At 65.5% G+C, this 21,397-nt stretch carries 21 protein-coding genes; 14 read left to right on the plus strand and 7 right to left on the minus strand.

Annotation, left to right across the window (positions count from 1 at the left end; all coding sequences use genetic code 11):
* Positions 1-12: 12 nt before the first annotated feature.
* Genes gshB through rsmI form a run of 3 tightly spaced genes read right to left on the minus strand, consistent with a single transcriptional unit; the run spans position 13 to position 2,187 of the window.
* Positions 13-963, minus strand: coding sequence for a glutathione synthase (gene gshB, locus FA702_RS03280; protein ID WP_125955378.1), 951 nt, complete (start codon positions 961-963; stop codon positions 13-15).
* 25 nt (positions 964-988) lie between these two features.
* Positions 989-1,351 carry a YraN family protein gene (locus FA702_RS03285; protein WP_136955010.1) on the minus strand — a complete coding sequence of 121 codons (363 nt, stop codon included), beginning with the start codon at positions 1,349-1,351 and terminating at the stop codon, positions 989-991.
* Positions 1,348-2,187: a 16S rRNA (cytidine(1402)-2'-O)-methyltransferase gene (gene rsmI, locus FA702_RS03290; protein ID WP_125955377.1), complete on the minus strand. Its 840-nt coding sequence runs from the start codon at positions 2,185-2,187 to the stop codon at positions 1,348-1,350. The genes FA702_RS03285 and rsmI overlap by 4 nt, the downstream gene beginning before the upstream one ends.
* A gap of 71 nt (positions 2,188-2,258) precedes the next feature.
* Between rsmI and FA702_RS03295 the strand changes: the two genes are divergently transcribed.
* From FA702_RS03295 to FA702_RS03310, 4 genes are all read left to right on the plus strand, one after another.
* Positions 2,259-3,392, plus strand: a complete 1,134-nt coding sequence (locus FA702_RS03295; RefSeq protein ID WP_136955011.1) for a penicillin-binding protein activator — start codon at positions 2,259-2,261, stop codon at positions 3,390-3,392.
* 127 nt (positions 3,393-3,519) lie between these two features.
* Positions 3,520-5,529 (plus strand): DNA topoisomerase IV subunit B, encoded by a 2,010-nt coding sequence (gene parE / locus FA702_RS03300; protein ID WP_136955012.1) that lies wholly within the window; start codon positions 3,520-3,522, stop codon positions 5,527-5,529.
* A 137-nt stretch (positions 5,530-5,666) separates the two neighbouring features.
* Complete coding sequence (locus tag FA702_RS03305; protein WP_136955013.1) at positions 5,667-6,050, plus strand: hypothetical protein; 384 nt, start codon at positions 5,667-5,669, stop codon at positions 6,048-6,050.
* Between the two features lie 260 nt (positions 6,051-6,310).
* Entirely contained in the window at positions 6,311-7,015 is a 705-nt protein-coding gene (locus tag FA702_RS03310) for a hypothetical protein (protein ID WP_136955014.1), read from the plus strand.
* A gap of 6 nt (positions 7,016-7,021) precedes the next feature.
* Here the strand turns inward: FA702_RS03310 and FA702_RS03315 are convergent, their stop codons facing one another.
* Positions 7,022-7,756, minus strand: a complete 735-nt coding sequence (locus FA702_RS03315) for a hypothetical protein (protein WP_255504691.1) — start codon at positions 7,754-7,756, stop codon at positions 7,022-7,024.
* Between the two features lie 280 nt (positions 7,757-8,036).
* Here FA702_RS03315 and FA702_RS03320 point away from each other — a divergent pair, with 280 nt between their 5' ends.
* Entirely contained in the window at positions 8,037-8,879 is an 843-nt protein-coding gene (locus tag FA702_RS03320; protein ID WP_136955016.1) for a MoxR family ATPase, read from the plus strand.
* 123 nt (positions 8,880-9,002) lie between these two features.
* Here the strand turns inward: FA702_RS03320 and FA702_RS03325 are convergent, their stop codons facing one another.
* Positions 9,003-9,743, minus strand: coding sequence for a glutathione S-transferase family protein (locus tag FA702_RS03325; RefSeq protein WP_136955017.1), 741 nt, complete (start codon positions 9,741-9,743; stop codon positions 9,003-9,005).
* 94 nt (positions 9,744-9,837) lie between these two features.
* Between FA702_RS03325 and FA702_RS03330 the strand changes: the two genes are divergently transcribed.
* The 3 genes from FA702_RS03330 to FA702_RS03340 are packed head-to-tail and all read left to right on the plus strand — an operon-like array spanning position 9,838 to position 12,330.
* The gene (locus FA702_RS03330; protein ID WP_136955018.1) at positions 9,838-10,266 is read left to right on the plus strand and encodes a GFA family protein; all 429 of its coding nucleotides are present in this window, start codon (positions 9,838-9,840) and stop codon (positions 10,264-10,266) included.
* Between the two features lie 44 nt (positions 10,267-10,310).
* Positions 10,311-11,144 carry a DUF817 domain-containing protein gene (locus FA702_RS03335; RefSeq protein ID WP_255504692.1) on the plus strand — a complete coding sequence of 278 codons (834 nt, stop codon included), beginning with the start codon at positions 10,311-10,313 and terminating at the stop codon, positions 11,142-11,144.
* A 4-nt stretch (positions 11,145-11,148) separates the two neighbouring features.
* Positions 11,149-12,330 (plus strand): VWA domain-containing protein, encoded by a 1,182-nt coding sequence (locus FA702_RS03340; protein ID WP_136955020.1) that lies wholly within the window; start codon positions 11,149-11,151, stop codon positions 12,328-12,330.
* Positions 12,331-12,382: 52 nt separating this feature from the next.
* Here the strand turns inward: FA702_RS03340 and FA702_RS03345 are convergent, their stop codons facing one another.
* Both FA702_RS03345 and FA702_RS03350 read right to left on the minus strand, forming a co-directional pair.
* Positions 12,383-13,585, minus strand: coding sequence for an exo-beta-N-acetylmuramidase NamZ domain-containing protein (locus FA702_RS03345; RefSeq protein ID WP_136955021.1), 1,203 nt, complete (start codon positions 13,583-13,585; stop codon positions 12,383-12,385).
* Positions 13,582-14,130, minus strand: a complete 549-nt coding sequence (locus FA702_RS03350) for a DOMON-like domain-containing protein (RefSeq protein ID WP_136955022.1) — start codon at positions 14,128-14,130, stop codon at positions 13,582-13,584. The genes FA702_RS03345 and FA702_RS03350 overlap by 4 nt, the downstream gene beginning before the upstream one ends.
* A gap of 39 nt (positions 14,131-14,169) precedes the next feature.
* Between FA702_RS03350 and tyrS the strand changes: the two genes are divergently transcribed.
* The 6 genes from tyrS to FA702_RS03380 all read left to right on the plus strand — a co-directional run bounded on the left by tyrS (position 14,170) and on the right by FA702_RS03380 (position 21,144).
* A complete protein-coding gene (tyrS, locus tag FA702_RS03355; protein ID WP_136955023.1) occupies positions 14,170-15,399 on the plus strand; it encodes a tyrosine--tRNA ligase in 1,230 nt (409 codons plus the stop codon).
* 114 nt (positions 15,400-15,513) lie between these two features.
* Positions 15,514-15,852, plus strand: a complete 339-nt coding sequence (locus FA702_RS03360) for a PilZ domain-containing protein (protein WP_136955024.1) — start codon at positions 15,514-15,516, stop codon at positions 15,850-15,852.
* Between the two features lie 180 nt (positions 15,853-16,032).
* Positions 16,033-18,105 carry a TonB-dependent receptor gene (locus FA702_RS03365; protein WP_255504693.1) on the plus strand — a complete coding sequence of 691 codons (2,073 nt, stop codon included), beginning with the start codon at positions 16,033-16,035 and terminating at the stop codon, positions 18,103-18,105.
* A gap of 56 nt (positions 18,106-18,161) precedes the next feature.
* On the plus strand, positions 18,162-19,499 hold the full coding sequence (locus FA702_RS03370) for an MFS transporter (RefSeq protein WP_136955025.1): 1,338 nt from the start codon (positions 18,162-18,164) through the stop codon (positions 19,497-19,499).
* A 3-nt stretch (positions 19,500-19,502) separates the two neighbouring features.
* Positions 19,503-20,420, plus strand: coding sequence for a cysteine synthase A (gene cysK / locus FA702_RS03375; RefSeq protein ID WP_136955026.1), 918 nt, complete (start codon positions 19,503-19,505; stop codon positions 20,418-20,420).
* A gap of 4 nt (positions 20,421-20,424) precedes the next feature.
* Positions 20,425-21,144, plus strand: a complete 720-nt coding sequence (locus tag FA702_RS03380) for a dienelactone hydrolase family protein (RefSeq protein WP_136955027.1) — start codon at positions 20,425-20,427, stop codon at positions 21,142-21,144.
* The last annotated feature ends 253 nt before the right edge of the window (positions 21,145-21,397 follow it).

Consider the following 21,397-nt stretch of genomic DNA (forward strand, 5'->3'; position numbering starts at 1 on the left):
GTTCCCGATGCGTCAAAGTCGCCGCTCGATCGCGTCCCAGATCATGCCCGCCGTATCGCTGCCGTTGAATTTGTCGATGGCGACGATGCCGGTGGGGCTGGTCACGTTGATCTCGGTCAGCCACTTGCCACCGATCACGTCGATGCCCACGAAGATCAGGCCGCGCTTCTTCAGCTCCGGCCCCAGCGCCTCGCAGATTTCCTGCTCGCGCGCGGTCAGCGTGGTCTGTTCGGCATAGCCGCCGACGGCAAGGTTGGAGCGGAACTCGCCCTCGCCCGGCTTGCGGTTGATCGCGCCAGCGACCTCGCCATCGACCAGCACGATGCGCTTGTCGCCTTCGGCCACTTCGGGAAGGAACGGCTGGACCATGAACGGTTCCGGCCAGACCTGCCCGAACAGTTCGGCCAGCGCGGAAAGGTTGCCGCCATCGGCTTCCACCTTGAACACCGCCTTGCCGCCATTGCCGTGGAGCGGCTTTACCACCACCGCTGTTTCACCGAGTTCGTGCTGGAAGGCGCGCACGTCCTTCGCCGACCGGGTGATCAGCGTAGGCGGCATGAAGCGCGCGTAATCGAGCACATAGACCTTTTCCGGCGCATTGCGCACCGAACGCGGATCGTTGACGACCAGCGTCTCGCCCTCCAGCCGTTCCAGCAGGTGCGTGGCGGTGATGTAGCCCAGATCGAACGGCGGGTCCTGCCGCATGAGCACGACATCGGCGTCGCTGCCCAGATCGAGCTTGCGCACCTCGCCGAGCTTGTAGTGATCGCCTGCCACGCGCTGCACCGTCACCGGCGCGCCTTCAGCCGTCACGCGCCCGGCCTTCCACGCCAGCGACTTCACGTCATAGTAGTACAGTTCATGCCCGCGTTCCTGCGCCGACAGCATCAGGGCGAAGGAGGAATCCCCCGCGATGTTGATCGAATGAAGCGGGTCCATCTGGACCGCGACGCGAAGGGTCATGCTGTTCCATCCCGTGAAGGCGCCGTCATGGCTGCCAGACGTTCGCCATGTGGCGTGGCCAGCGGCCTGGCGCAAGGAGGATCACGTCAATTCGCAGGACATCGCCGGGTCTGGCAAAGCGCGGCGCGATCGCTTCGGCGGCGCGCGCCACGCGTTGCAGGCGGCGGGCATCGATAGCAAGGTCGAGCGCTTCGCCGCTGCGCCGCCACTTGACCTCGACGAAAGCCAGCGTGCGGCCGCGCCGCGCGACGATGTCCACCTCGCCCACGCCGATCCGCTGACGCCGGGCGAGAATGCGCCATCCCTTCAGGCGCAGCCACAGGCCCGCCAGCGCCTCGCCGCGCCGGCCCTGCCGTTCGGCCACGGCCCGGTCACGGTGGCGGCTCATGCCTTGAGCGCCATCGCCTGTGCATAGAGCGCCTTGCGATCGAGCCCGTGCTTCTTCGCCACGCGGGCGGCCGCCTGCGAGGGCGGCAATTCGGCGAGCGCGGCGCGCAGTTCGGCTTCGACGACGTCCTCGTCCGGCGCCTCGGGCGCGGCGGGCGGGCCGGCGAGCAGCACGATCTCGCCCTTGGGCGGGTGCGCGCGGTAGTGATCGGCAAGGTCCGCCGCCGTGCCCGTCCGGCATTCCTCGTGCAGCTTGGTCAGTTCCCGCGCCACAGCAACTTCCCGCCCCGGCAGCACGGTCGCCATGGCTTCCAGCGAGGCGACAAGGCGCGGCCCGGTTTCGTAGAACACCAGCGTTGCGGGGACGGCGGCGAAACTCGCCAGCACGTCGCCTCGCGCCTTGTCCTTCGACGGCAGGAACCCCGCGAACAGGAAACGGTCGGTCGGCAAGCCGGCGATGGTCAGCGCGGTGATCATCGCGCTAGGCCCCGGCAAGCTGGTGACGGCGATCCCGCGCGCGCGCGCTTCCCGCACCAGGCGATAGCCGGGATCGGAAATCAGCGGCGTGCCCGCATCGCTCACCAGCACAACCGGTTTTTCCGCCATTTCGGCGAGTAATCGCTCGCGTGCCTCTTCTCCGGCATGATCGTCATACCGCCGCAATGGCTTCTTGATGCCAAGATGATTCAACAACTTAGCCGTGACGCGCGTGTCTTCGCACGCTATAACCGCACAAGAGGCAAGCGTTTCGGCGGCGCGTCTGGTAATGTCGCCGAGATTGCCAATGGGCGTGGCGACAATATAGAGCCCGGGCTCCATAAGCGAAGGCGTGGTCATGCGCCTTCCATGGCCGGGTCATTGGGAACGGGCAAGCGATGTTGAAAGGTCAATGGGTCGGATCCGTCCGGATGGGGCGGCGTTTTCTCGTGATGGGCGCCATGGCCGCGCTCGCCGCGTGTACCGTCATTCCCAAGCCGCAGGGGCCGGCAGCGCCCAGGCCGGAACCGACCGAAACCGCACCGCAGGCCAATGTCCTGCCCACCGATGCCTCGCGCCACCGCGTCGCGCTGCTGGTGCCCATGACGGGGCCGAACGCATCGGTCGGCCAGTCGATCGCCAATGCGGCGATGATGGCGCTGCTCGATACCAACGCGCAGAACCTGCGCATCACCACCTACGATACGGCGGCCGGAGCGGGCGCGGCCGCGAACAAGGCCATTCTCGACGGCAACCGCCTGATCCTCGGCCCGCTGCTGGCCGAAGACGTCGTCGCCGTTTCCGGAGTTGCGCGGCCGGCCAAGGTGCCGATGATCACCTATTCCAACGACGTGAGCGTGGCCGACCGCGACGTCTTCGTGCTCGGGCAGGTTCCCGGCCAGTCGGTCGCGCGCGTCGTCAGTTTCGCCAAGAGCCGCGGCGTAAACCGCATCGGCGCGATCATCCCCACGGGCATCTACGGCCAGCGGGCGATGAACGCGCTGACCGAAGCCGCGCGCGCCAGCGGCGTGACGGTAACCGCCACCGAAACCTATGACCGCAGCAATACTTCGGTCGCCAGCGCGGTGCGCCGCCTGCTGGCCAAGGCCCCGGTCGATGCGCTGCTGATCGCGGACAGCGCGCGCATCGCGCTCCAGGCCGCGCCGGCGGCCGGCGGCACGCGCCTGCTCGGCACCGAACTGTGGGCCGGCGATGCCGGGATCGCACGCAGCGCCGCCATGCGCGGCGCGTGGTTCGCCACGGTATCCGACGCGCGCTTCGGCCAGTTCGAACAGAGCTATCGCCGCCGCTATGGCGCATCGCCCTCGCGCATCGCCACGCTGGGTTACGACAGCGTGCTGCTGACGCTCAACGTGGGCCGCACCTGGAAGCCGGGAACGATCTTCCCCACCGCCAAGCTCTATGACCGCGACGGGTTCATCGGCCTGGACGGCGTGTTCCGCTTCAACCAGTTCGGCGTGGCCGAGCGCGCCATGGAAGTGCGCGAGGTAGGCGCGGGCACCTTTACGACGGTAAGCCCGGCGCCGGCCCGCTTCACCCTCTGACGCGGACGCGTCCTCCGGGAAATCGTCAGGCCCGACAAGTTATCCGCGCCTTTGCGCCGAAATTGCGCCTATTAAGGTGGGCTCCCGGCTTGCGTCCGGATTCACGGATGTTCTATAGCCGTTCCATATGGCTGACGACCTGTTCGACAAGGCGCCGGTATCCAGCGCCGAAAGCTACGATGGCTCCGCGATCGAGGTGCTGGAGGGGCTCGAACCCGTTCGTCGCCGTCCCGGCATGTATATCGGCGGCACGGACGAACGCGCGCTGCATCATCTTGCCGCCGAAGTGCTCGACAACGCGATGGACGAGGCCGTCGCCGGCCATGCCAACCGCATCGAGGTGACGCTGGAGGAAGAGCCGGGCACGGCCGGGCGGCTGACCATCACCGACAACGGGCGCGGCATCCCGGTTGACGAGCATCCGAAGTATCCGGGCAAGTCGGCGCTCGAAGTGATCCTCACCACGCTTCACTCGGGCGGCAAGTTCTCCGGCAAGGCCTATGCCACCTCGGGTGGCCTCCACGGCGTGGGCGTCAGCGTGGTCAACGCGCTGTCGACGCTGACGCGCATCGAAGTGGCCCGCAACAAGGAGCTTTACGCGCAGGAGTTCTCGCGCGGGCATCCCACGGGTCCGCTGGAGAAAATCGGCAACGCACCCAACCGGCGCGGCACGTCGGTCACCTTTGTGCCCGATCCCGAAATCTTCGGCGCGGACGCCCGGTTCAAGCCGGCGCGGCTGTTCCGGCTGGCGCGGTCCAAGGCCTATCTTTTCGCCGGCGTCGAAATCCGCTGGAAGTGCGCGGCATCGCTGGCTTCGGAAGACGTGCCGGCGGAAGCCGTGTTCCAGTTCCCCGGCGGCCTTGCCGATCACCTTGCGGAACAGGTCGGCGCGCGCGAATGCGTGACGTCGGTGCCCTTCACCGGTTCGCAGGATTTTCCCGCCGGGCCGGACGGGCAGGAAATGGGCCGCGTGGAATGGGCGATCGCCTGGCCGCTGTGGTCCGACGGCTCGTATAGCTGGTACTGCAACACCATTCCCACGCCCGATGGCGGCACGCACGAACAGGGCCTGCGCGCGGCGCTGACCAAGGGCATCCGTGCCTTCGCCGAACTTATCGGGCAGAAGAAAGCCAAGGACATCGCCCCGGAAGACATGATCACCGGCAGCGAGGTCATGCTTTCGGTGTTCGTGCGCGATCCCCAGTTCCAGAGCCAGACCAAGGACCGCCTGACGTCTCCGGAAGCCGCGCGCCTCGTCGAAAACGCGGTGCGCGACCATTTCGATCACTTCCTGACCGACAACATGGAGCGCGGCAAGGCGCTGCTGGGCGCGGTGATGGAACGCATGGACGAACGGCTTCGCCGGAAGGCGGAGCGCGAGGTCAAGCGCAAGACCGCCACCAACGCGCGCAAGCTGCGCCTGCCGGGCAAGCTGACCGACTGTTCCGGCGAAGGCGATGGCGAGACCGAACTGTTCATCGTCGAAGGCGATTCGGCCGGCGGCAGCGCCAAGCAGGCGCGCGACCGCAAGACTCAGGCGATCCTGCCGATCCGCGGCAAGATCCTCAACGTCGCCAGCGCCACCAGCGACAAGATCCGCGCCAACCAGGAAATCGCCGACCTGATCCTGGCGCTGGGCTGCGGCAGCCGCAAGGACTGCAACCCGGATGCACTGCGGTACGACCGCATCATCATCATGACCGATGCCGATGTCGACGGCGCGCATATCGCCACGCTGCTGATGACGTTCTTCTTCCAGGAAATGCCCGACGTGGTGCGGCGCGGGCATCTCTATCTGGCGCAGCCGCCGCTCTATCGCCTGACCAGCGGCAACACATCGGCCTATGCCAAGGACGATGCGCACCGCGCCCAACTGGAAGCGACGAAGTTCAAGGGCAAGAAAGTGGAAGTCGCCCGCTTCAAGGGGCTGGGCGAAATGAACCCGCAGCAGCTTCGCGAAACGACTATGAGCCCGGCCAGCCGCTCGCTGATCCGCATCACGCTGCCGCCGGAATACGAAGGCCGCGCGGCGGTGAAGGATCTGGTCGACCGCCTGATGGGCCGCAATCCGGAACACCGCTTCATGTTCATCCAGAACCGCGCGAGCGAGGTCGACCCGGAACTGATCGACGCCTGACGTGCCCGGAACCCGGCCCCGGCCCGGAACCCGAACGTCCCGTCAACCGTTCACCCATGGCTAAGATCGGCCGTCCTATCCAGACAAGGGTGGGACCAAGACCGCTCGCGAACAGCGGCGGATTCCGGAGATTTGCCATGAAGCGTTCCATCACCCTGCTCGCCCTGCCCTTGGCACTTGGCCTGTCCGCCTGCGCGTCGGATGGATACTACGGCGAATACGGCACCAGCGTGGGCTGGGGTTCGCCCTACGCCTACAATGGCTGGTATGACGGGTATTACGGCCCGATCTACGACGGCTACTGGGGACGCGACGGCTTTTTCTACTATCGCTCGACCCCCGGCGCACGCGCCTTCGTCCGCGGCGACCGCAATCACTTCCGCCGGGACGCACCTCCCCCCGGCGGTCGCTATCAGGAGTTTCGCGGCAATTTCCAGCCCCGCCGCGACTATCACATGCCCAGCTATCCGCATGGAGGCGGACCGCGCGACGGCCGGCACTCTCGCGGGCACGGGTACTGATCGTTCCCGCGCAAATGGATGTAACGCCGACGCAGGCTCGATTGACAATCTCTACTGATTAAGTAGTAATTTCTCCCGCCACCGCCCTCCGGCGGAGCATTCGGGAGACAAACATGCGCGTCGGCGTTCGTTCCTTCCTTCTGTCCGCAACATCAATCTGCTCTCTTTTGCTTGCCGGGTGCGGCGAAAAGGCGCCCGAAGCCCCTTCGGAAAGTGCGGTCTCCAGCGTACCCGGGATAGCGCCATCAGCGGCACCGGGAGTGGCTTTCAATTATCACTATGACTTCGCCCTTCCCGACAAGGCGATCGCGGGCGTGCAGGAGCAGCACGCCGCCGCCTGCGAAAAGCTTGGCCCGGAACGGTGCCGCATCACCGGCATGCATTATGCGCTGGTGCGTAACGATAGCGTCAGCGCCAGCCTCCAATTCAAGTTGGCCCCCGATCTTGCCCGCGCATTTGGCAAGGAGGGCATCGCGGCGGTGGAACACGCCGACGGCAAGCTGATCCGCGCCGCGATCGAAGGACAGGACGTGGGGTCTGACATCGCGGCCGCCCAGAAACGCGGCTCGGACGCGCAGGCTGATCTCAACCAGATCGAGGCCAAACTCGCCAAGGGTGGCCTGGGAGATCGCGAACGGGCGGAATTGAACCAGCAGGCCGGCGCGTTGCGCGCGAAGATCGCGGCGGAACGCGATGCCCAGACAACCGGCGCGGTGCGATTGGCGAGCACGCCGATGACCTTCACTTATGCCGGCGGTGGCAGCTTCGTGTGGGGCGACAACCCGTTCGCCGGGGTGGCGCAGGCCTCCTGGTCCAGCTTGCGCACGATGGTGGCGCTGGTGGTCTTCATCGTCGGCATCGGCGCTCCATGGGTTGCCCTGCTGATTGTGCTGCTTGTCTTGTGGCGCGTCCTGCCGATACCGCGCCTGCGCCGCTTCCTGTCGCGGAAAACGGAAGACGAATAACGTCGGTCAGCCGCCGTCGGACGGCCCGTTACCCGCCGCGTCGTCATCCCGCTTCGCCGGCCTGAAATCGAAGCGGATGCGCACCCAGGCGCCGATCATCGGCTTGCCGTCCACGCGCGGCGGGCGGACCAGGAACTGCCAGGACGCCTGCCGCAGGGCGCGGGCGATGCCCGATCCGCGCGGGGATTCGTCGAGTTCCCGGCAATCCTCGACGTGGTATTGCTCGATCGTGCGGCAGGCGATCATGCCCCATTGGCCCGGAGGACGGCCCTGCGGCAGGTAGCCGGCAATTTCCGCGTCGCGCGGTTCGCGATACCATTCGGCGGCATAGAGCCGCGCGCCGTTGGGGCCGTCGCCCTGCCCGCCGGCCGATCCGCCCGCCGAACCCGACGCACTGCCGCTGCTGCCGGCATCCCCGCGCTTGGCCATCTTGCCGATGTCGGCCGCCGCAAGGTCCGCCCGGCTCATGTGGATGAAGCCCGGCGGCCAATCGACCTTGTTTTCCGACGGCACCGACACATGGGGCGGCATGACCGGCCTTGGCGTTTGCGAGGCCTGCTGCGTCCGCTCGCTGGCCTTGATCTCGCGCGTGGCCTGGCGGGCGCCCGCCGAACTCGCCTCGGCTTCCTTTGACAGATTGACCGCCACCAGCTGCCCGCCGCCTTCGGGTCCGTTCCCGGTGAAGGCGCCCATCCGGATCATGATGAAGAACAACAGCGCGACGATCGCCGCAGAAAGCACGAACGCAGGCCCCCTGCTACGCCGCGACGCGCCATATCGACCGGAAGGCAAGGACGCGGGCTCCGCTGTCATCGCGGCGGGGCTACAGCCCGGCGCGGGCCGGCGCAATCGCCGCCGATCATGAAATATCAGTCATGAGGAAATACTTGGACGCGCATCGCAACAATCGCTTTAAATTCTCCATCGGCAACGTTTCAAAACCCGCCGTTGCGGCTCTTGTCACATGGCACAACGCCGCCTATCGCTTAACCACGCGATTAAAAAGGACAGGATGGAAGGCATGCGCTTCGAAGGCACCAGCAACTATGTCGCCACCGATGATCTCAAGGTGGCCGTCAACGCCGCCGTGCTGCTGCGGCGTCCGCTGCTGGTGAAAGGCGAACCGGGCACCGGCAAGACGGTGCTCGCCCACGAAATCGCCAAGGCGGTGGGTGCCCCGCTGATCGAATGGAACATCAAGTCCACCACCAAGGCGCAGCAGGGCCTCTACGAATACGACGCGGTGGCCCGCCTGCGCGACGGCCAGCTCGGCGACGAGCGCGTCCACGACATCCGCAACTACATCAAGAAGGGCAAGCTATGGGAGGCGTTCACCAGCCCCACCCTGCCCGTGCTGCTGATCGACGAGATCGACAAGGCCGACATCGAGTTCCCGAACGACCTGCTGCAGGAACTCGACCGTATGAGCTTCGACGTCTACGAGACGCAGGAACGCATCGCGGCCCAGGAACGCCCGATCGTGGTGATCACCTCGAACAACGAGAAGGAACTGCCCGACGCCTTCCTGCGCCGCTGCTTCTTCCACTACATCAAGTTCCCCGATCGCGACACGATGCAGGCGATCATCGACGTTCACTTCCCCGGCATCCAGAAGATGCTGGTGAGCAAGGCGATGGAAGTGTTCTACGAAGTGCGCGAAGTGCCGGGCCTGAAGAAGAAGCCCAGCACGTCCGAACTGCTCGACTGGCTGAAGCTGCTGCTCAACGAGGACATGCCGCTCGACGTCCTGCAGAACCGCGATCCCACCAAGGCGATCCCGCCGCTGCACGGCGCGTTGCTCAAGAACGAGCAGGACATCATGCTGTTCGAACGCCTGGCGTTCATGGCGCGCCGGGGCAGCTGATCCCGGTAAGTTCCTTCGGGGTTGAGCGAGATGGCTTCTTACAAAGGTGCGAGAGACAGAGCCCCGTTCGGTCAGGCAACGTCTCTCCGTACCTTTGCGTCTCCGCGCGAACCTGAAAGGCGCCTATTTCGGCGGCCCCAATCGCTCCATCGGCACTTCCGCGAACATGCGCTGCACCGCCGGGCGCTGGTTGATCTGTTCGATCCAGCGCACGAGATGCGGGGTGTCGCCGGTGTTGACCAGTTCGGCAAAGCCGTTCTGCATGCCGTTGGCGATGGCGAAGTTGCAGATGTCGGCGAGTGTGTACGTGCCGCCCGCCAGCCATTCATGATCGGCCAGGTGATCGTCGAGGCGCCGCACCGACACCGCGATCTTGCGCATTTCCTCGTCGAGCAGGTCCTGCGGGAAACCTTCGCGCGCGCGGCGCCATTTCACCTGCTGTTCGGGGATCGGAATCTTCTTGAGGTGTTCCTCGAACTCGGCGTCGGACAGGCGCTGCGCCATGTGGCTGACGCCGCGATGCCAGCCGATGGTGGACACACACCAGCAGAAGTATTCGTCCACCCACTTGGTCCAGACGCGCATCTCCGCCTTGCCGAAGCTGTCGGCGGGCCGCAGCGCGACCTCGGTCGGATGCTCGTCTTCCAGATACTCGCAGATCACCGTGGATTCGGTGACGACCTTGCCCTGGTCCACCAGCGCCGGCACCTGTCCGCGCGGGTTGATGGCCTTGAACCAATCCGAATGATGTTCGAAAATCGCCGGGTTCAGGCGATGTCCTTCAAACGGCAGGCCCTTTTCGTAAAGCGTGAGCAGGGGCTTGAGCGAATTGGCGGCAGGGCCGAAACTGTAGAGCTTGAGCATGGGTGCGGATGTCCTCTCCTTATGGACGCACCCTACAAATTGTATGTAACACTAACAATACCCGGCATGCAAAAAGCCGGGTGGAGAAATGTCCATGACCTACACCGGCCGGTGCGCATGCGGCGCGGTCACGCTCGAAATCGCCGGGGAACCGCTGGCCACGCGCCAGTGCTGGTGCCGCCAGTGCCAGCGGCTTGGGGCCGGCGGCCCCACGCATAACGCGATCTTCCAGGGCGATGACGTGGTGGTATCGGGCACGCTGGCCTCGTCCGACTGGAAGGCGGCCAGCGGCAACACGCTGACCTTCTCGTTCTGCCCGTCCTGCGGCACGCAGGTCTATGGGCAAAGCTCGGCGCGGATGCACTTGAAGACGGTGCGCTTCGGCGTGCTCGACCAGCCGCACGGCCTGCGCCCGGAGATGGTGATCTGGACGGACGACGCCCCCGCCTGGGCACAGATCGATCCCGCGCTCGAACAATGGCCGGCGCAACCGCCCGCTCCACCGCAACCACCGGCGGCCTGACGGCGTTGCACGGAAACCTGCCCCACTCTTCCGGACGAGATGGCGTGCCGCATACACGGTTCGCCGCCATCCGTGCGCGACTGGAAGCGATCCATCCGCGTCCGGGTCTTCCGGCATGGCTGTTCGAGTTCCTGCTGTTCGGCTTCAAGCAGGGATGGGCCTGCCTGTTCGGCGGGCTGATGCTGGGAATGCTGTTCCTTACGCACCAGTTTTGGCCCGCGAACGCCCCGATCGCCCGGTATGACGCGCTCACGCTGGGCGCCCTGGTCATTCAGGCAGGAATGCTGGCGTTCCGGCTGGAGACACTGGAGGAGGCCAAGGTCATTCTGGCCTTCCACATCGTCGGCACGGTGATGGAACTGTTCAAGACCGCCGTAGGATCGTGGCAGTACCCGGAGCCCAGCCTGTTGCGCATCGGCGGCGTACCCCTGTTTTCTGGTTTCATGTACGCCGCCGTCGGCAGCTATATAGCGCGGGTCTGGCGCATCTTCGATTTTCGCTTCGACCGCTACCCGGCGCGGTGGTTAACCGTGCTACTCGCGGCCGCGATCTATGTGAACTTCTTTACCCATCACTGGCTGCCGGACATCCGCCCCGTGTTATTTGCCGCGATGGCGCTGCTGTTCCTGCGCACGCGCATCTGGTTCCGCGTGTGGCGCGCCGATCGCTGGATGCCCCTGCTGCTCGGCTGGTTTCTGGTGGCCGCGTTCATCTGGTTCGCCGAGAACATCGCCACGTTTTCGCGCGCATGGATCTATCCGAGCCAGACCAATGGCTGGTCGATGGTGGGGCCATCCAAGCTGGGCGCATGGTATCTGCTAATGTATATTTCGTTCGTGCTGGTCGCGGCGCTTCATCGCCCGCGGGAGAGGGCCTGAGAGAATGTTCTTCAACTTCGTCGACGAACTGCGCGCCGCCGGCATTCCGGCCAGTTTCAAGGAGCACCTCGTGCTGCTGGAAGCGCTGGAAAGGGACGTGATCGAGCAGACGCCCGAAGCGTTCTACTACCTTTCGCGCGCCACCTTCGTGAAGGACGAGGGCCTGCTCGACCGGTTCGACCAGGTCTTCAACAAGGTCTTCAAGGGGCTGCTGACCGACTACGGCCAGCGCCCGGTCGATATTCCCGAGGACTGGCTGAAGGCTGTGGCCGAGAAGTTCCTCTCGCCCGAGGAAATGGAGAAGATCAAATCCCTGGGATCGTGGGAGGAGATCATGGAAACGCTCAAGAAGCGGCTGGAGGAGCAGGAAAAGCGCCACCAGGGCGGCAACAAGTGGATTGGCACCGGCGGCACCAGCCCGTTCGGCAATTCGGGATACAATCCCGAAGGCGTACGCATCGGCGGCGAGTCCAAGCACAAGCGCGCGCTGAAGGTCTGGGAAAAGCGCGAGTTCCAGAACCTCGACAACACCAAGGAACTGGGCACGCGCAACATCAAGGTGGCGCTGCGCCGGCTGCGCCGCTTCGCGCGGGAGGGCAATGCCGACGAGCTGGACCTCGAAGGCACCATCGAAGGCACCGCCAAGCAGGGCTGGCTCGACATCCGGATGCGCCCGGAAAAGCGCAATGCCGTGAAGCTGCTGCTGTTCCTGGACGTGGGCGGATCGATGGACCCGTTCATCAAGCTGGTGGAGGAGCTGTTCAGCGCGGCCACCGCCGAGTTCAAGAACATGGAATTCTTCTATTTCCACAACTGCCTGTACGAAGGCGTGTGGAAGGACAACAAGCGCCGGTGGTCGGAACGGACGCAGACTTGGGACATCCTCCACAAGTACGGCCACGACTACAAGGTGATCTTCGTCGGCGACGCGGCGATGAGCCCCTACGAGATCAGCCATCCCGGCGGGTCGGTCGAGCATTTCAACGAGGAAGCCGGCGCGGTGTGGATGCACCGCATGGCGCAGACCTATCCGGCGACGGTGTGGCTGAACCCCGTGCCCGAAAAGCAGTGGAACTATTCCCAATCCACCAAGATGCTCCGCGATCTGGTGGGCGGATCGATGTATCCGCTGACGCTGGAAGGGCTGGACGACGCCATGCGCGAACTGACGCGCAAGAAGCACTGAGGCGGAACGTTGCGGCGAGACCCTAAGCGCCGGCGCTTAGGGTCAGGCCCCATCAATACAGGAAATAGTGGCGGCGTTCCTCGATCCAACGGTTTTCGTCGGGCGACGCCAGATCATCAAGATCACCGGGGCGCGAGCGGGGATCGTCCACCCATTCGCGCAGCGAAGGCCCGCCGTTGATCACGTCGATTGCCAGCTTGTCATAGACGTATTCATAGGGAAATTCGCGCCAGAGCTGGTATTCCGGCTGCAGGCGGCGAATGGCCTTGAACGCCAGCGCCTGCAACCGCCAGGGGCGGAACCGGTAGTGATGGTAGAAGCCCTTTTCCGCGTGGATCATCAGGCCGTTGCACAGCGTCTTCTCGTGCTTGTGGAACGTCGGCTCGAACCAGCATTCGCGCAAGGCGCAGCCTTCCAGCCAATCGGGCGCCAGCCGCTCCATTTCCGACAGCACCGCGCGGGCGTTGAGGTCAGGCGCGCCGAACAGCACTTCGAGCGGACGCGTGGTTCCGCGCCCTTCGGACAGCGTGGTGCCTTCCAGCATCACCGTGCCGGCATAGGCGCGCGCCATGTTGAGGTTCGGCGCGTTCGGACTGGGGTTCACCCAGACGCGGCTGTCCGGCCAGCCAAAGCCGGGCGCGGCCTCGTGCTGCCAGCCTTCCATCTTGATCACGCGGTATTCGACATCCAGCCGGAACTCGTCGATGAACCAGCGCCCCATCTCGCCCAGCGTCAGCCCGTGCCGCATCGGCATGGCCCCGGCGCCGACGAAGCTTTCCCAGCCGGGCTGCAGGACCGTGCCTTCGACCGGGCGCCCCACCGGATTGGGCCGGTCCAGCACCCACACTTCCTTGCCCTGCTTCGCCGCCGCGCCCAGCATGTAGAGCAGCGTGGTGACGAAGGTATAGATGCGGCACCCCAGATCCTGCAGATCGAACAGGAACACGTCAGCGCTGTCCATCATCTCCGGCGTCGGCCGGCGGACCTCGCCGTAGAGGCTGAAAACGGGAATGCCGCAATTGGGATCGAGAAAATCCTCGGTCTCCACCATGTTGTCCTGCTTGTCCCCCTTCAGGCCGTGCTGCGGCCCGAACGCGGACGTCAGCCGAATGCCGGGGCAGGCCATCAGGGCGTCCAGCGAATGCTCGAGATTCTCCGTGAGGGATGCGGGATGCGCGACAAGAGCGACGCGCTTTCCTTCCAGCGGTGCGCGCAGGTCGGGGTCGGCGAGGAGGCGATCGATACCAAACTTCATGCCGCCCCCGGTGCCGCAACCGACAGCGCGAAGCAAGCGGGATGGTGAAAGTCCGCCTTGCCGGGAGCATGGGCCGGCGCCCAGTAGGAGGTGCGCGCGCCCTCCTCCACGATCACCGCCGTAAGGGCCACCTGCCAGGGGCACGGCGGCAGGCCCGCCACCGGAATCGCGGCGTCGAAGATCATCATGCGCCCACCGGACCGCAGGGTGCAGGAGAGATCGCGGGGCATCGGCCGCGCGGCCATGCCGCTGCGATAGCCGGAAAGGTCATAGGCCGCCCACCGCTCCGACGGCGAGAGGTTCAGTTCGACATAGGATTCCTCGCCGGGGTTGCGCAGAAACACCTCGAAGCACGTTGCCTGCCACAGACCATCGGCGCGGCCCTTGCCGGCGAAGGGCGGCACGATCACCCGTTCGCTGCCGTCGATCCGCCAGCGCACCTGCAACCAGTTCGCATCGTGTCCGGTGATCCGCGCCTCGATCCGGCTGACCGCGACCGGCGGATGATCGGGGTGCTGAACAAGCTCGAACGTTCCCAAGCGCATTTCTCCGTGCTAGGCGCGCGCTCCTGACAAGAGGCCGCCATGACCGCATACAAGTCCACCCTGCTTCGCCTGCTCGACGAGCGTGGCTACATCCACCAGCTTACCGATGCCGCCGCGCTCGATGCGCTGGCGCAGAAGCAGGTCATCCCGGGCTATATCGGCTTCGATCCTACCGCGCCATCGCTGCACGTGGGCAGCATGGTCCAGATCATGCTGCTCCGCCGGTTGCAGCAGGCCGGGCACAAGCCGATCGTGCTGATGGGCGGCGGCACCGGCAAGATCGGCGATCCCAGCTTCAAGGACGAAGCCCGCAAGCTGCTGACGACGGATACGATCGCGGCGAACGTCGCCTCGATTAAGACCGTGTTCGAACGCTTCCTGACGTTCGGCGATGGACCGAGCGACGCGATCATGGTCGACAACGCGGACTGGCTCGACAAGCTGGAATACATCCCCTTCCTGCGCGAGGTGGGCCAGCATTTCTCGGTCAACCGGATGCTCAGCTTCGATTCGGTCAAGCAGCGGCTGGATCGCGAACAATCGCTGTCGTTCCTCGAATTCAACTACATGATTCTGCAGGCTTACGATTTCCGCGAACTGTCGCAGCGGCATGCCTGCCGGTTGCAGATGGGCGGATCGGACCAGTGGGGCAACATCGTCAACGGCATCGAACTGACCCGCCGCATGGACGGGGTGGAAGTGTTCGGCGTCACCACGCCGCTGCTGACCACGGCCGACGGTTCCAAGATGGGCAAGACGGCCGCCGGGGCCGTGTGGCTCAACGAGGACGCGCTGCCCGCGTGGGACTTCTGGCAATACTGGCGCAACAGCGATGACCGCGATGTCGGCCGGTTCCTGCGCCTGTTCACGGATCTGCCGCTGGACGAGATCGTGCGGCTCGAAGCGCTGCAGGGCAGCGAGATCAACGCCGCCAAGGTGGTGCTCGCCAACGAAGTCACGCGGCTGGTCCGTGGCGAGGAAGCGGCCCGCGCCGCCGAAGCCACCGCGGCCGCCACGTTCGCGGGCGGCGGAATCGGCCAGGACCTGCCCACGCTCGTCTGCGCGGAACACGCTATCAGTCTGATCGATGCGCTGGTCGGTATCGGTTTTGCGGCGAGCCGTGGCGAGGCAAAACGCCTTATCGCCGGCAGCGGCGCCCGGATTGACGGCGAATCCGTGTCCGACGAAGGCTTCCAGATCGTGCTGGCGGGCCAGGAACGGCGGATTTCCGCGGGAAAGAAGAAGCACGGCATCATCCGCCCGGCCTGATCCCTTTACCGCAAACTTTTGAAGCAGGCGGAAAAAGTCCGAAGCAGGTTTAGGGAATATTTGGCATTTCGCAGCTACAGCATCGGCTCCACTTTCCCACGACGAGGAGGAACGATGCCTGGCGGAGCCCAGCTTTCAGTCACCGACCTGCGCCGTGCCACGCGACAGCCGGTGAATCTGCCGGTCATCGGTGAGCATCGTCGCATGGGCGATGTGATGCTGCACATCGTCAACATCTCGTCCAACGGGTTCATGGCTCAGGGAGTCACGGATCTTGGCCGGGGTGAACGCGTGACCGTGCGCCTTCCGCAGATCGGCCGCATCGAAGCCTTCATCGTGTGGACCAAGGATGATCGCACCGGGTTCCAGTTCGAACGCATCATTCGGCCCGAAGACTTCCTGAAAATGGTCAAGAGCCTGCAACCCAACCCGCGTCTGCGCGGCAAAGGCTGATTCCCGGCTAACTTCGGCACAAGGCGGACCGCCGCCCTTGTTGACGCTTCGTCGATTCAGGGTTGTTATATTATATCATTTCATTACGAACACCCGGAGTTCAAACCCCGGGGTGATTCCTTGCAACGTCAATTCCTCTCCTCCTCCGCCCTCGCGCTTTTTCTTGCCGCATCGCCAGCCTTGGCCGCTCCGCTTGCGCAGACGCCCGCCGCCCCTCCGGCCGAGGGCACCGACGGGCATGTCGACAGCGCCCATCCCACCGGCACGCCCGACGACGCCGGCCACACGCCGATCGTGGTAACCGGCCGCCTGATCTCCGGTGACCGGGACGTAATCGTTGCGCCGGTAGTGCTCACCGGCGAAGACCTAGCCCGCAATACGCAGCCGCAGATCGGCGCGATGCTCGCCCGGTTGCCCGGCGTTTCCACCAGCGGTTTCGCGCCCGGCGCCTCGCGTCCCGTACTGCGCGGGTTTGACGGTCCGCGCGTGCAGGTGCTGACCGACGGCCTTGGTTCGCTCGATGCCTCGTCCGTCTCGGCCGACCACGGCGTCGCGCTGGATACGCTGAACATCGACCGGATCGATGTGCTCCACGGGCCGGAAGTGCTGCTCTATGCCGCCGATCCGGCCGGTGGGGCGGTCAACGCGATCGACAAGCGCATTCCCCGCCGCGTGCCCGACAAGCCGGTCGAACTGACCGCGCAGGGCAGCTATGGCACCGCGGCGGACTCGGTCAACTTCGGCGGGGCGATGGACGTTGCCCTGGCCCCGCGCTTCGTCGCGCATGTGGACGCCTCGTACAACCACGCCAACGACCTGCGCATCGGCGGCAACGTGCTCTCGCCGCAGTTGCGCGCCGACACGCTGGCCTCCGCGGCGGATCTCGCAAGCGATGGCGACACCGATGGCGCGACTTCGCTGACCCAGCAGGCCAATGCGCGCGGACGCCTGGCGAACAGCTTCGCGCGCGGTTCCACGCTCGGCGCTGGCGTCGCCTTCATCGACGCGGGTGGTAGCCTGGGCATTTCCGTTTCGCGGCTGACCAGCGACTATGGCATCCCGCCCCGCCCTGAAGCGGGCAGCGGCGATCCGGTGTCGATCTCGCTGCGCCAGACCCGCTACGACATGCGCGGCAGCCTCAATCTCGACGGATTCTTCGACAAGCTCGAATTCCGGGGAGCCTATGGTGATTATACCCATGCCGAGATCGAAGGCGGCGTGGCGGGTACACGCTTCTTCAACGAGAGCATCGAAACGCGCCTGGAACTGGTGCAGGCGCGCCATGGTGGCTGGCGCGGCGAGACCGGCATCCAGTATGGCAGCCGGGACTTGCGCGTGGTGGGCGATGAACGCCTGATCCCGGACAACCTGACCAACCGTTTTGCCGTGTTCACGCGGCAGCAGCTTTCCGTGGGCACCTTCGACCTCGAGGCCAGCGGCCGCTACGAACACACCTCGGTGAAGGCGCGCCCGAACGGAATCACGCGCGATTTCAACCAGCTTGCCGCGGGGCTGGGGCTGGCCTGGCATCCCGTGGAAAGCCTTACCATCAGCCTGTCCGGCAGCCATGGCGAACGCGCGCCGAGCGCCGAGGAACTGTTCATCGACGGCATCCATGATGCCACGCAGTCCTACGAAAGCGGCAATCCGGCCTTCCGCAAGGAACGCAGCAATACCGTGGAGGCGGGCGTGCGCTACCATGCCGATCGCTTTGCGGGTGCGGTCACGGCCTATGCCACCGATTTCAAGGACTTCATCGCGCCTGTTCCCACCGGGGCCGATGTGGAAGGCTTCCCCGTCTATCAATTCATCCAGGGCGACGCGAAGTTCCGTGGCGTGGAAGCCGAAGCCTCGGTCAAGGCGCTGGACTGGGGGGACCGTTCGGTGTCCGTCGACGGCGGCGTCGACTATGTCCACGCGGAACTGACCGGCGTTGGCCCTGCCCCGCGCATCCCCCCGCTGCGCGTGCGCGGCGGCGCGGAATACAACAGCGACCGGTTCAGCCTGCGTGGCGAGGTGATCCACAACGCCGCGCAGAACCGCGTGGCCGCCAACGAGAACCCGACGGCCGCCTTCACACTCGTCAACGCCAGCGCCACCTGGCGGCCGATGGGCAAGGATGGTGCGCTTTCGCTGATCCTGTCGGGCGATAACCTGCTTAACGTGGAAGGCCGGCTGGCGACATCGGAAACGCGCGATTTCGTGCCGATCGCCGGGCGCGACGTGCGCGTGACCGTCTCATTGAGAATTTGACCGCTTACGAGATTTGCTTGCTTGGCAAGAGGAAGTCTCGCTGCCATTCCAGCGGCGTGACTTCCTCTCCCGAGACTCCCCGTTCGCCGATCGCCATTCCGGATTACAGGCGCTTCTGGCTGGCGCGCCTGTGTTCGGTCATCGCGACCTCCGGCATGGTCGTGGTGCTGGGCTATCAGCTCTATGACGTGGCGCGTGCGCAATATGGCATGAGCATCGGCCATGCCGCGTTTCAGCTTGGCATTCTCGGCCTCGTCCAGTTCCTGCCGGTGTTTCTGCTGACGCCTGTCGCGGGTGTTCTGGCGGACCGGTTCGACCGGCGCAACGTGGCTGCGCTGGCCAGCCTGATCGACCTGCTGGTTGCCAGTTCGCTTGCGCTGACGACGCAATTCGACCTCCTCTCGCTGCCGCTGCTGTTCACGCTGGGCGCGCTGCATGGCACCGCGCGCGTGTTTATCGCCCCGGCGATGGCATCGATCGCGCCGAACATCGTTCCGGCCGACCTCATGCCGAAGGCAATCGCGATCAACGCGCTAGCCATGCAGATCGGGTCGGTTACCGGCCCCGCGCTGGGCGGCATCCTGTTCTCGCTGGCGCCGACCGCGCCGTACTGGACCTCCGTCGCCCTGCTGCTGATCGGCGCATTCTCGCTTTTCCGCATCCGCCCGCTGCCCCCGCCGCCCGGCAATCGCGACCGGCACCCGCTGCGCCAGATCCTGGAAGGCCTGACCTACGTATGGAACGAGCGCTTCCTGCTCGGCTGCGTCACGCTCGATCTGTTTGCGGTCCTGCTGGGCGGCGCGACCGCGCTGCTTCCGGTGTTCGCCCGCGACATACTGTTCGTGGACGGCCACCCGGTCGGTGCCGACGGACTGGGCCTGATGCGCGCCGCGCCGGCCTTCGGCGCCGCGGCCGTCGCGATCCTGCTGTCCAAATATCCGATCCGGCACAACGTGGGCGTGAAGATGCTGTGGGGCGTCGTCGCCTATGGCCTTGCCACCGCCGCGTTCGGCCTGTCGCGCAATTTCTACCTCTCGCTGGCGCTCCTCGCCTGCTTGGGCATGGGCGACATGATCTCGGTGTTCATCCGCAACACGCTGGTCCAGCTCAACACGCCCGATGAAGTGCGCGGCCGCGTTTCGGCGATATCGGGCCTGGCGATCTCCGCGTCCAACGAGCTGGGCGAAATGCAGTCGGGCATCGCCGCCGCACTGCTCGGGGCGACCGGCGCGGTGGTGTTCGGCGGCGCGGGTGCGATCGCGATCACCGCGCTGTGGGCCGTCCTGTTCCCGGAACTCAAAAACGCGCGGACCTTTGCGCCGCAGTATCGTAGATACGATTCTCCCCCTCCGACGGCACATGCCGAGGCGGATCACGTCAAGGAAGGAACCTGAACCATGAAAGCCGACAGCGTTCTCGCCACCATCGGCAATACGCCGCACATTCGCCTTTCGCGGCTGTTCCCGGACCATGAAGTCTGGATCAAGGCCGAGCGCACCAACCCCGGCGGATCGATCAAGGACCGCATCGCGCTGGCGATGATCGAGGATGCGGAGCAGCGCGGCGAACTGAAGCCGGGTGGCACCATCATCGAGCCGACATCGGGCAATACCGGCATCGGCCTGGCGCTGGTGGCGGCGGTGAAGGGCTACAAGCTCGTGCTCGTCATGCCCGAATCGATGTCGATCGAACGCCGGCGATTGATGCTCGCCTATGGCGCGTCGTTCGACCTTACCCCGCGCGAAAAGGGCATGAAGGGCGCGATCGAACGCGCGAACCAGCTGCTCGCCGAAACGCCGGGAGCCTGGATTCCGCAGCAGTTCGAAAACCCGGCGAACGTGGCCGTCCACGCCCGCACGACCGCGCAGGAAATCCTCACGGACTTCGCCGACACGCCGATCGACGTGCTGATCACCGGCGTCGGCACCGGCGGCCACCTGACGGGTTCGGCCGAGGAACTGAAGAAGACCTGGCCCGCGCTGAAGGCCTATGCCGTCGAGCCGGCGCTGTCGCCGGTCATTTCCGGCGGGCAGCCGGCGCCCCACCCGATCCAGGGGATCGGCGCGGGCTTCATCCCCGGCAACCTCCACACCCAGTCGATCGACGGCGCGATCCAGGTCGATGCCGGCGACGCCAAGGAATGGGCACGCCGTTCGGCCAGCGTCGAAGGCCTGCTGGTGGGGATCAGCTCGGGCGCGACGCTTGCCGCCATTGCGCAGAAGCTGCCCGACCTACCCGTCGGCAGCCGCGTGCTGGGCTTCAACTACGATACCGGCGAACGTTACCTTTCCGTTCCCGATTTCCTGCCGGAGTAAGACGATGGCGCTGGAAGAAGTCCGCTACCATCACGGCGACACCGCGCTCACCGGCTGGCTTGCCCGGCCGGCGGGGCCCGCGCGCGGGGCGATCGTGCTCTTTCCCACGATCATGAACGTGAACGCACCGATGGAGCGGCGCGCGCAGATGCTGGCGGATGCCGGCTTCGTGGCGCTGATCGCGGACTTCTATGGCCAGCCGGTGGCCGACTTCGCCGCTTCGCACGCCCTGGCGGAGACCTTGCGCGCCGACGTGCGGCATTACCGCGACCGCATCGGCGCGGCAGTGGCCACGCTGCGCGCGCACGAGGCCGCCGCCGATCTGCCGATCGGCGCTATCGGCTTCTGCATGGGCGGGCAGGCCGTGCTCGAACTGGTGCGTGACGGTGCGGATCTAGACGTCGTGGTCAGTTTCCACGGCATCCTGGCTACCGGCCGCCCGGCACAGCCCGGCGACACGATCCGCCCCCGCATCCTGATCTGCCATGGCGACAAGGACCCGCTGGTGCCGCGCCCGCAAGTTCTGGCGTTCTGGGAGGAAATGGACGGCGTCCATGCCGACTGGCACTTCCATGCCTACGCCCACGCCAAGCACGGCTTCACCGATCCGGACAGTGACGCGCGCGGAATCCCGGCCATCGGCTATGACGCCAGCGCGGACCGGCAGAGCTGGGCGGCAATGCTCTCGCTGCTCTCCGAAGTCTGGGGCGACCGGGCCGGTTGAACGCTGGCGCGGCCACTCGTGGCATTCGCAGACAGGTCAGCCTCCCGCTCTTTCACCATCTCCGGCATTTCGGCCGCCTCGTACGCGGCAGCGACCGGTCGTGGGCATCGATTCATTTTAATGAGAATGACTTGCATTACTTGATTTCGGTTGATAACGCGCCTCTCGATCATCGCGAGCCAACCGGGGGACAAGTACGGTGTCGATCAGTGCGAAGGCAGGTTTCACAGTTTCCGTTCTCACGCTTGCAGGG

It is taken from the genome of Novosphingobium sp. EMRT-2 (assembly GCF_005145025.1).
GTDB lineage: Bacteria > Pseudomonadota > Alphaproteobacteria > Sphingomonadales > Sphingomonadaceae > Novosphingobium.

Bases quoted from the DNA above. Each gene is read 5' to 3' on its own strand.
- cysK (WP_136955026.1), top strand. From the start codon at position 19,503: ATGAAAGCCGACAGCGTTCTCGCCACCATCGGCAATACGCCGCACATT.
- gshB (WP_125955378.1), bottom strand. From the start codon at position 963: ATGACCCTTCGCGTCGCGGTCCAGATGGACCCGCTTCATTCGATCAAC.
- FA702_RS03325 (WP_136955017.1), bottom strand. From the start codon at position 9,743: ATGCTCAAGCTCTACAGTTTCGGCCCTGCCGCCAATTCGCTCAAGCCC.
- tyrS (WP_136955023.1), top strand. From the start codon at position 14,170: ATGACCGCATACAAGTCCACCCTGCTTCGCCTGCTCGACGAGCGTGGC.
- FA702_RS03380 (WP_136955027.1), top strand. From the start codon at position 20,425: ATGGCGCTGGAAGAAGTCCGCTACCATCACGGCGACACCGCGCTCACC.
- rsmI (WP_125955377.1), bottom strand. From the start codon at position 2,187: ATGACCACGCCTTCGCTTATGGAGCCCGGGCTCTATATTGTCGCCACG.
- FA702_RS03345 (WP_136955021.1), bottom strand. From the start codon at position 13,585: ATGAAGTTTGGTATCGATCGCCTCCTCGCCGACCCCGACCTGCGCGCA.
- FA702_RS03305 (WP_136955013.1), top strand. From the start codon at position 5,667: ATGAAGCGTTCCATCACCCTGCTCGCCCTGCCCTTGGCACTTGGCCTG.
- FA702_RS03340 (WP_136955020.1), top strand. From the start codon at position 11,149: ATGTTCTTCAACTTCGTCGACGAACTGCGCGCCGCCGGCATTCCGGCC.
- parE (WP_136955012.1), top strand. From the start codon at position 3,520: ATGGCTGACGACCTGTTCGACAAGGCGCCGGTATCCAGCGCCGAAAGC.
- FA702_RS03320 (WP_136955016.1), top strand. From the start codon at position 8,037: ATGCGCTTCGAAGGCACCAGCAACTATGTCGCCACCGATGATCTCAAG.
- FA702_RS03360 (WP_136955024.1), top strand. From the start codon at position 15,514: ATGCCTGGCGGAGCCCAGCTTTCAGTCACCGACCTGCGCCGTGCCACG.
- FA702_RS03330 (WP_136955018.1), top strand. From the start codon at position 9,838: ATGACCTACACCGGCCGGTGCGCATGCGGCGCGGTCACGCTCGAAATC.
- FA702_RS03350 (WP_136955022.1), bottom strand. From the start codon at position 14,130: ATGCGCTTGGGAACGTTCGAGCTTGTTCAGCACCCCGATCATCCGCCG.
- FA702_RS03285 (WP_136955010.1), bottom strand. From the start codon at position 1,351: ATGAGCCGCCACCGTGACCGGGCCGTGGCCGAACGGCAGGGCCGGCGC.
- FA702_RS03295 (WP_136955011.1), top strand. From the start codon at position 2,259: ATGGGGCGGCGTTTTCTCGTGATGGGCGCCATGGCCGCGCTCGCCGCG.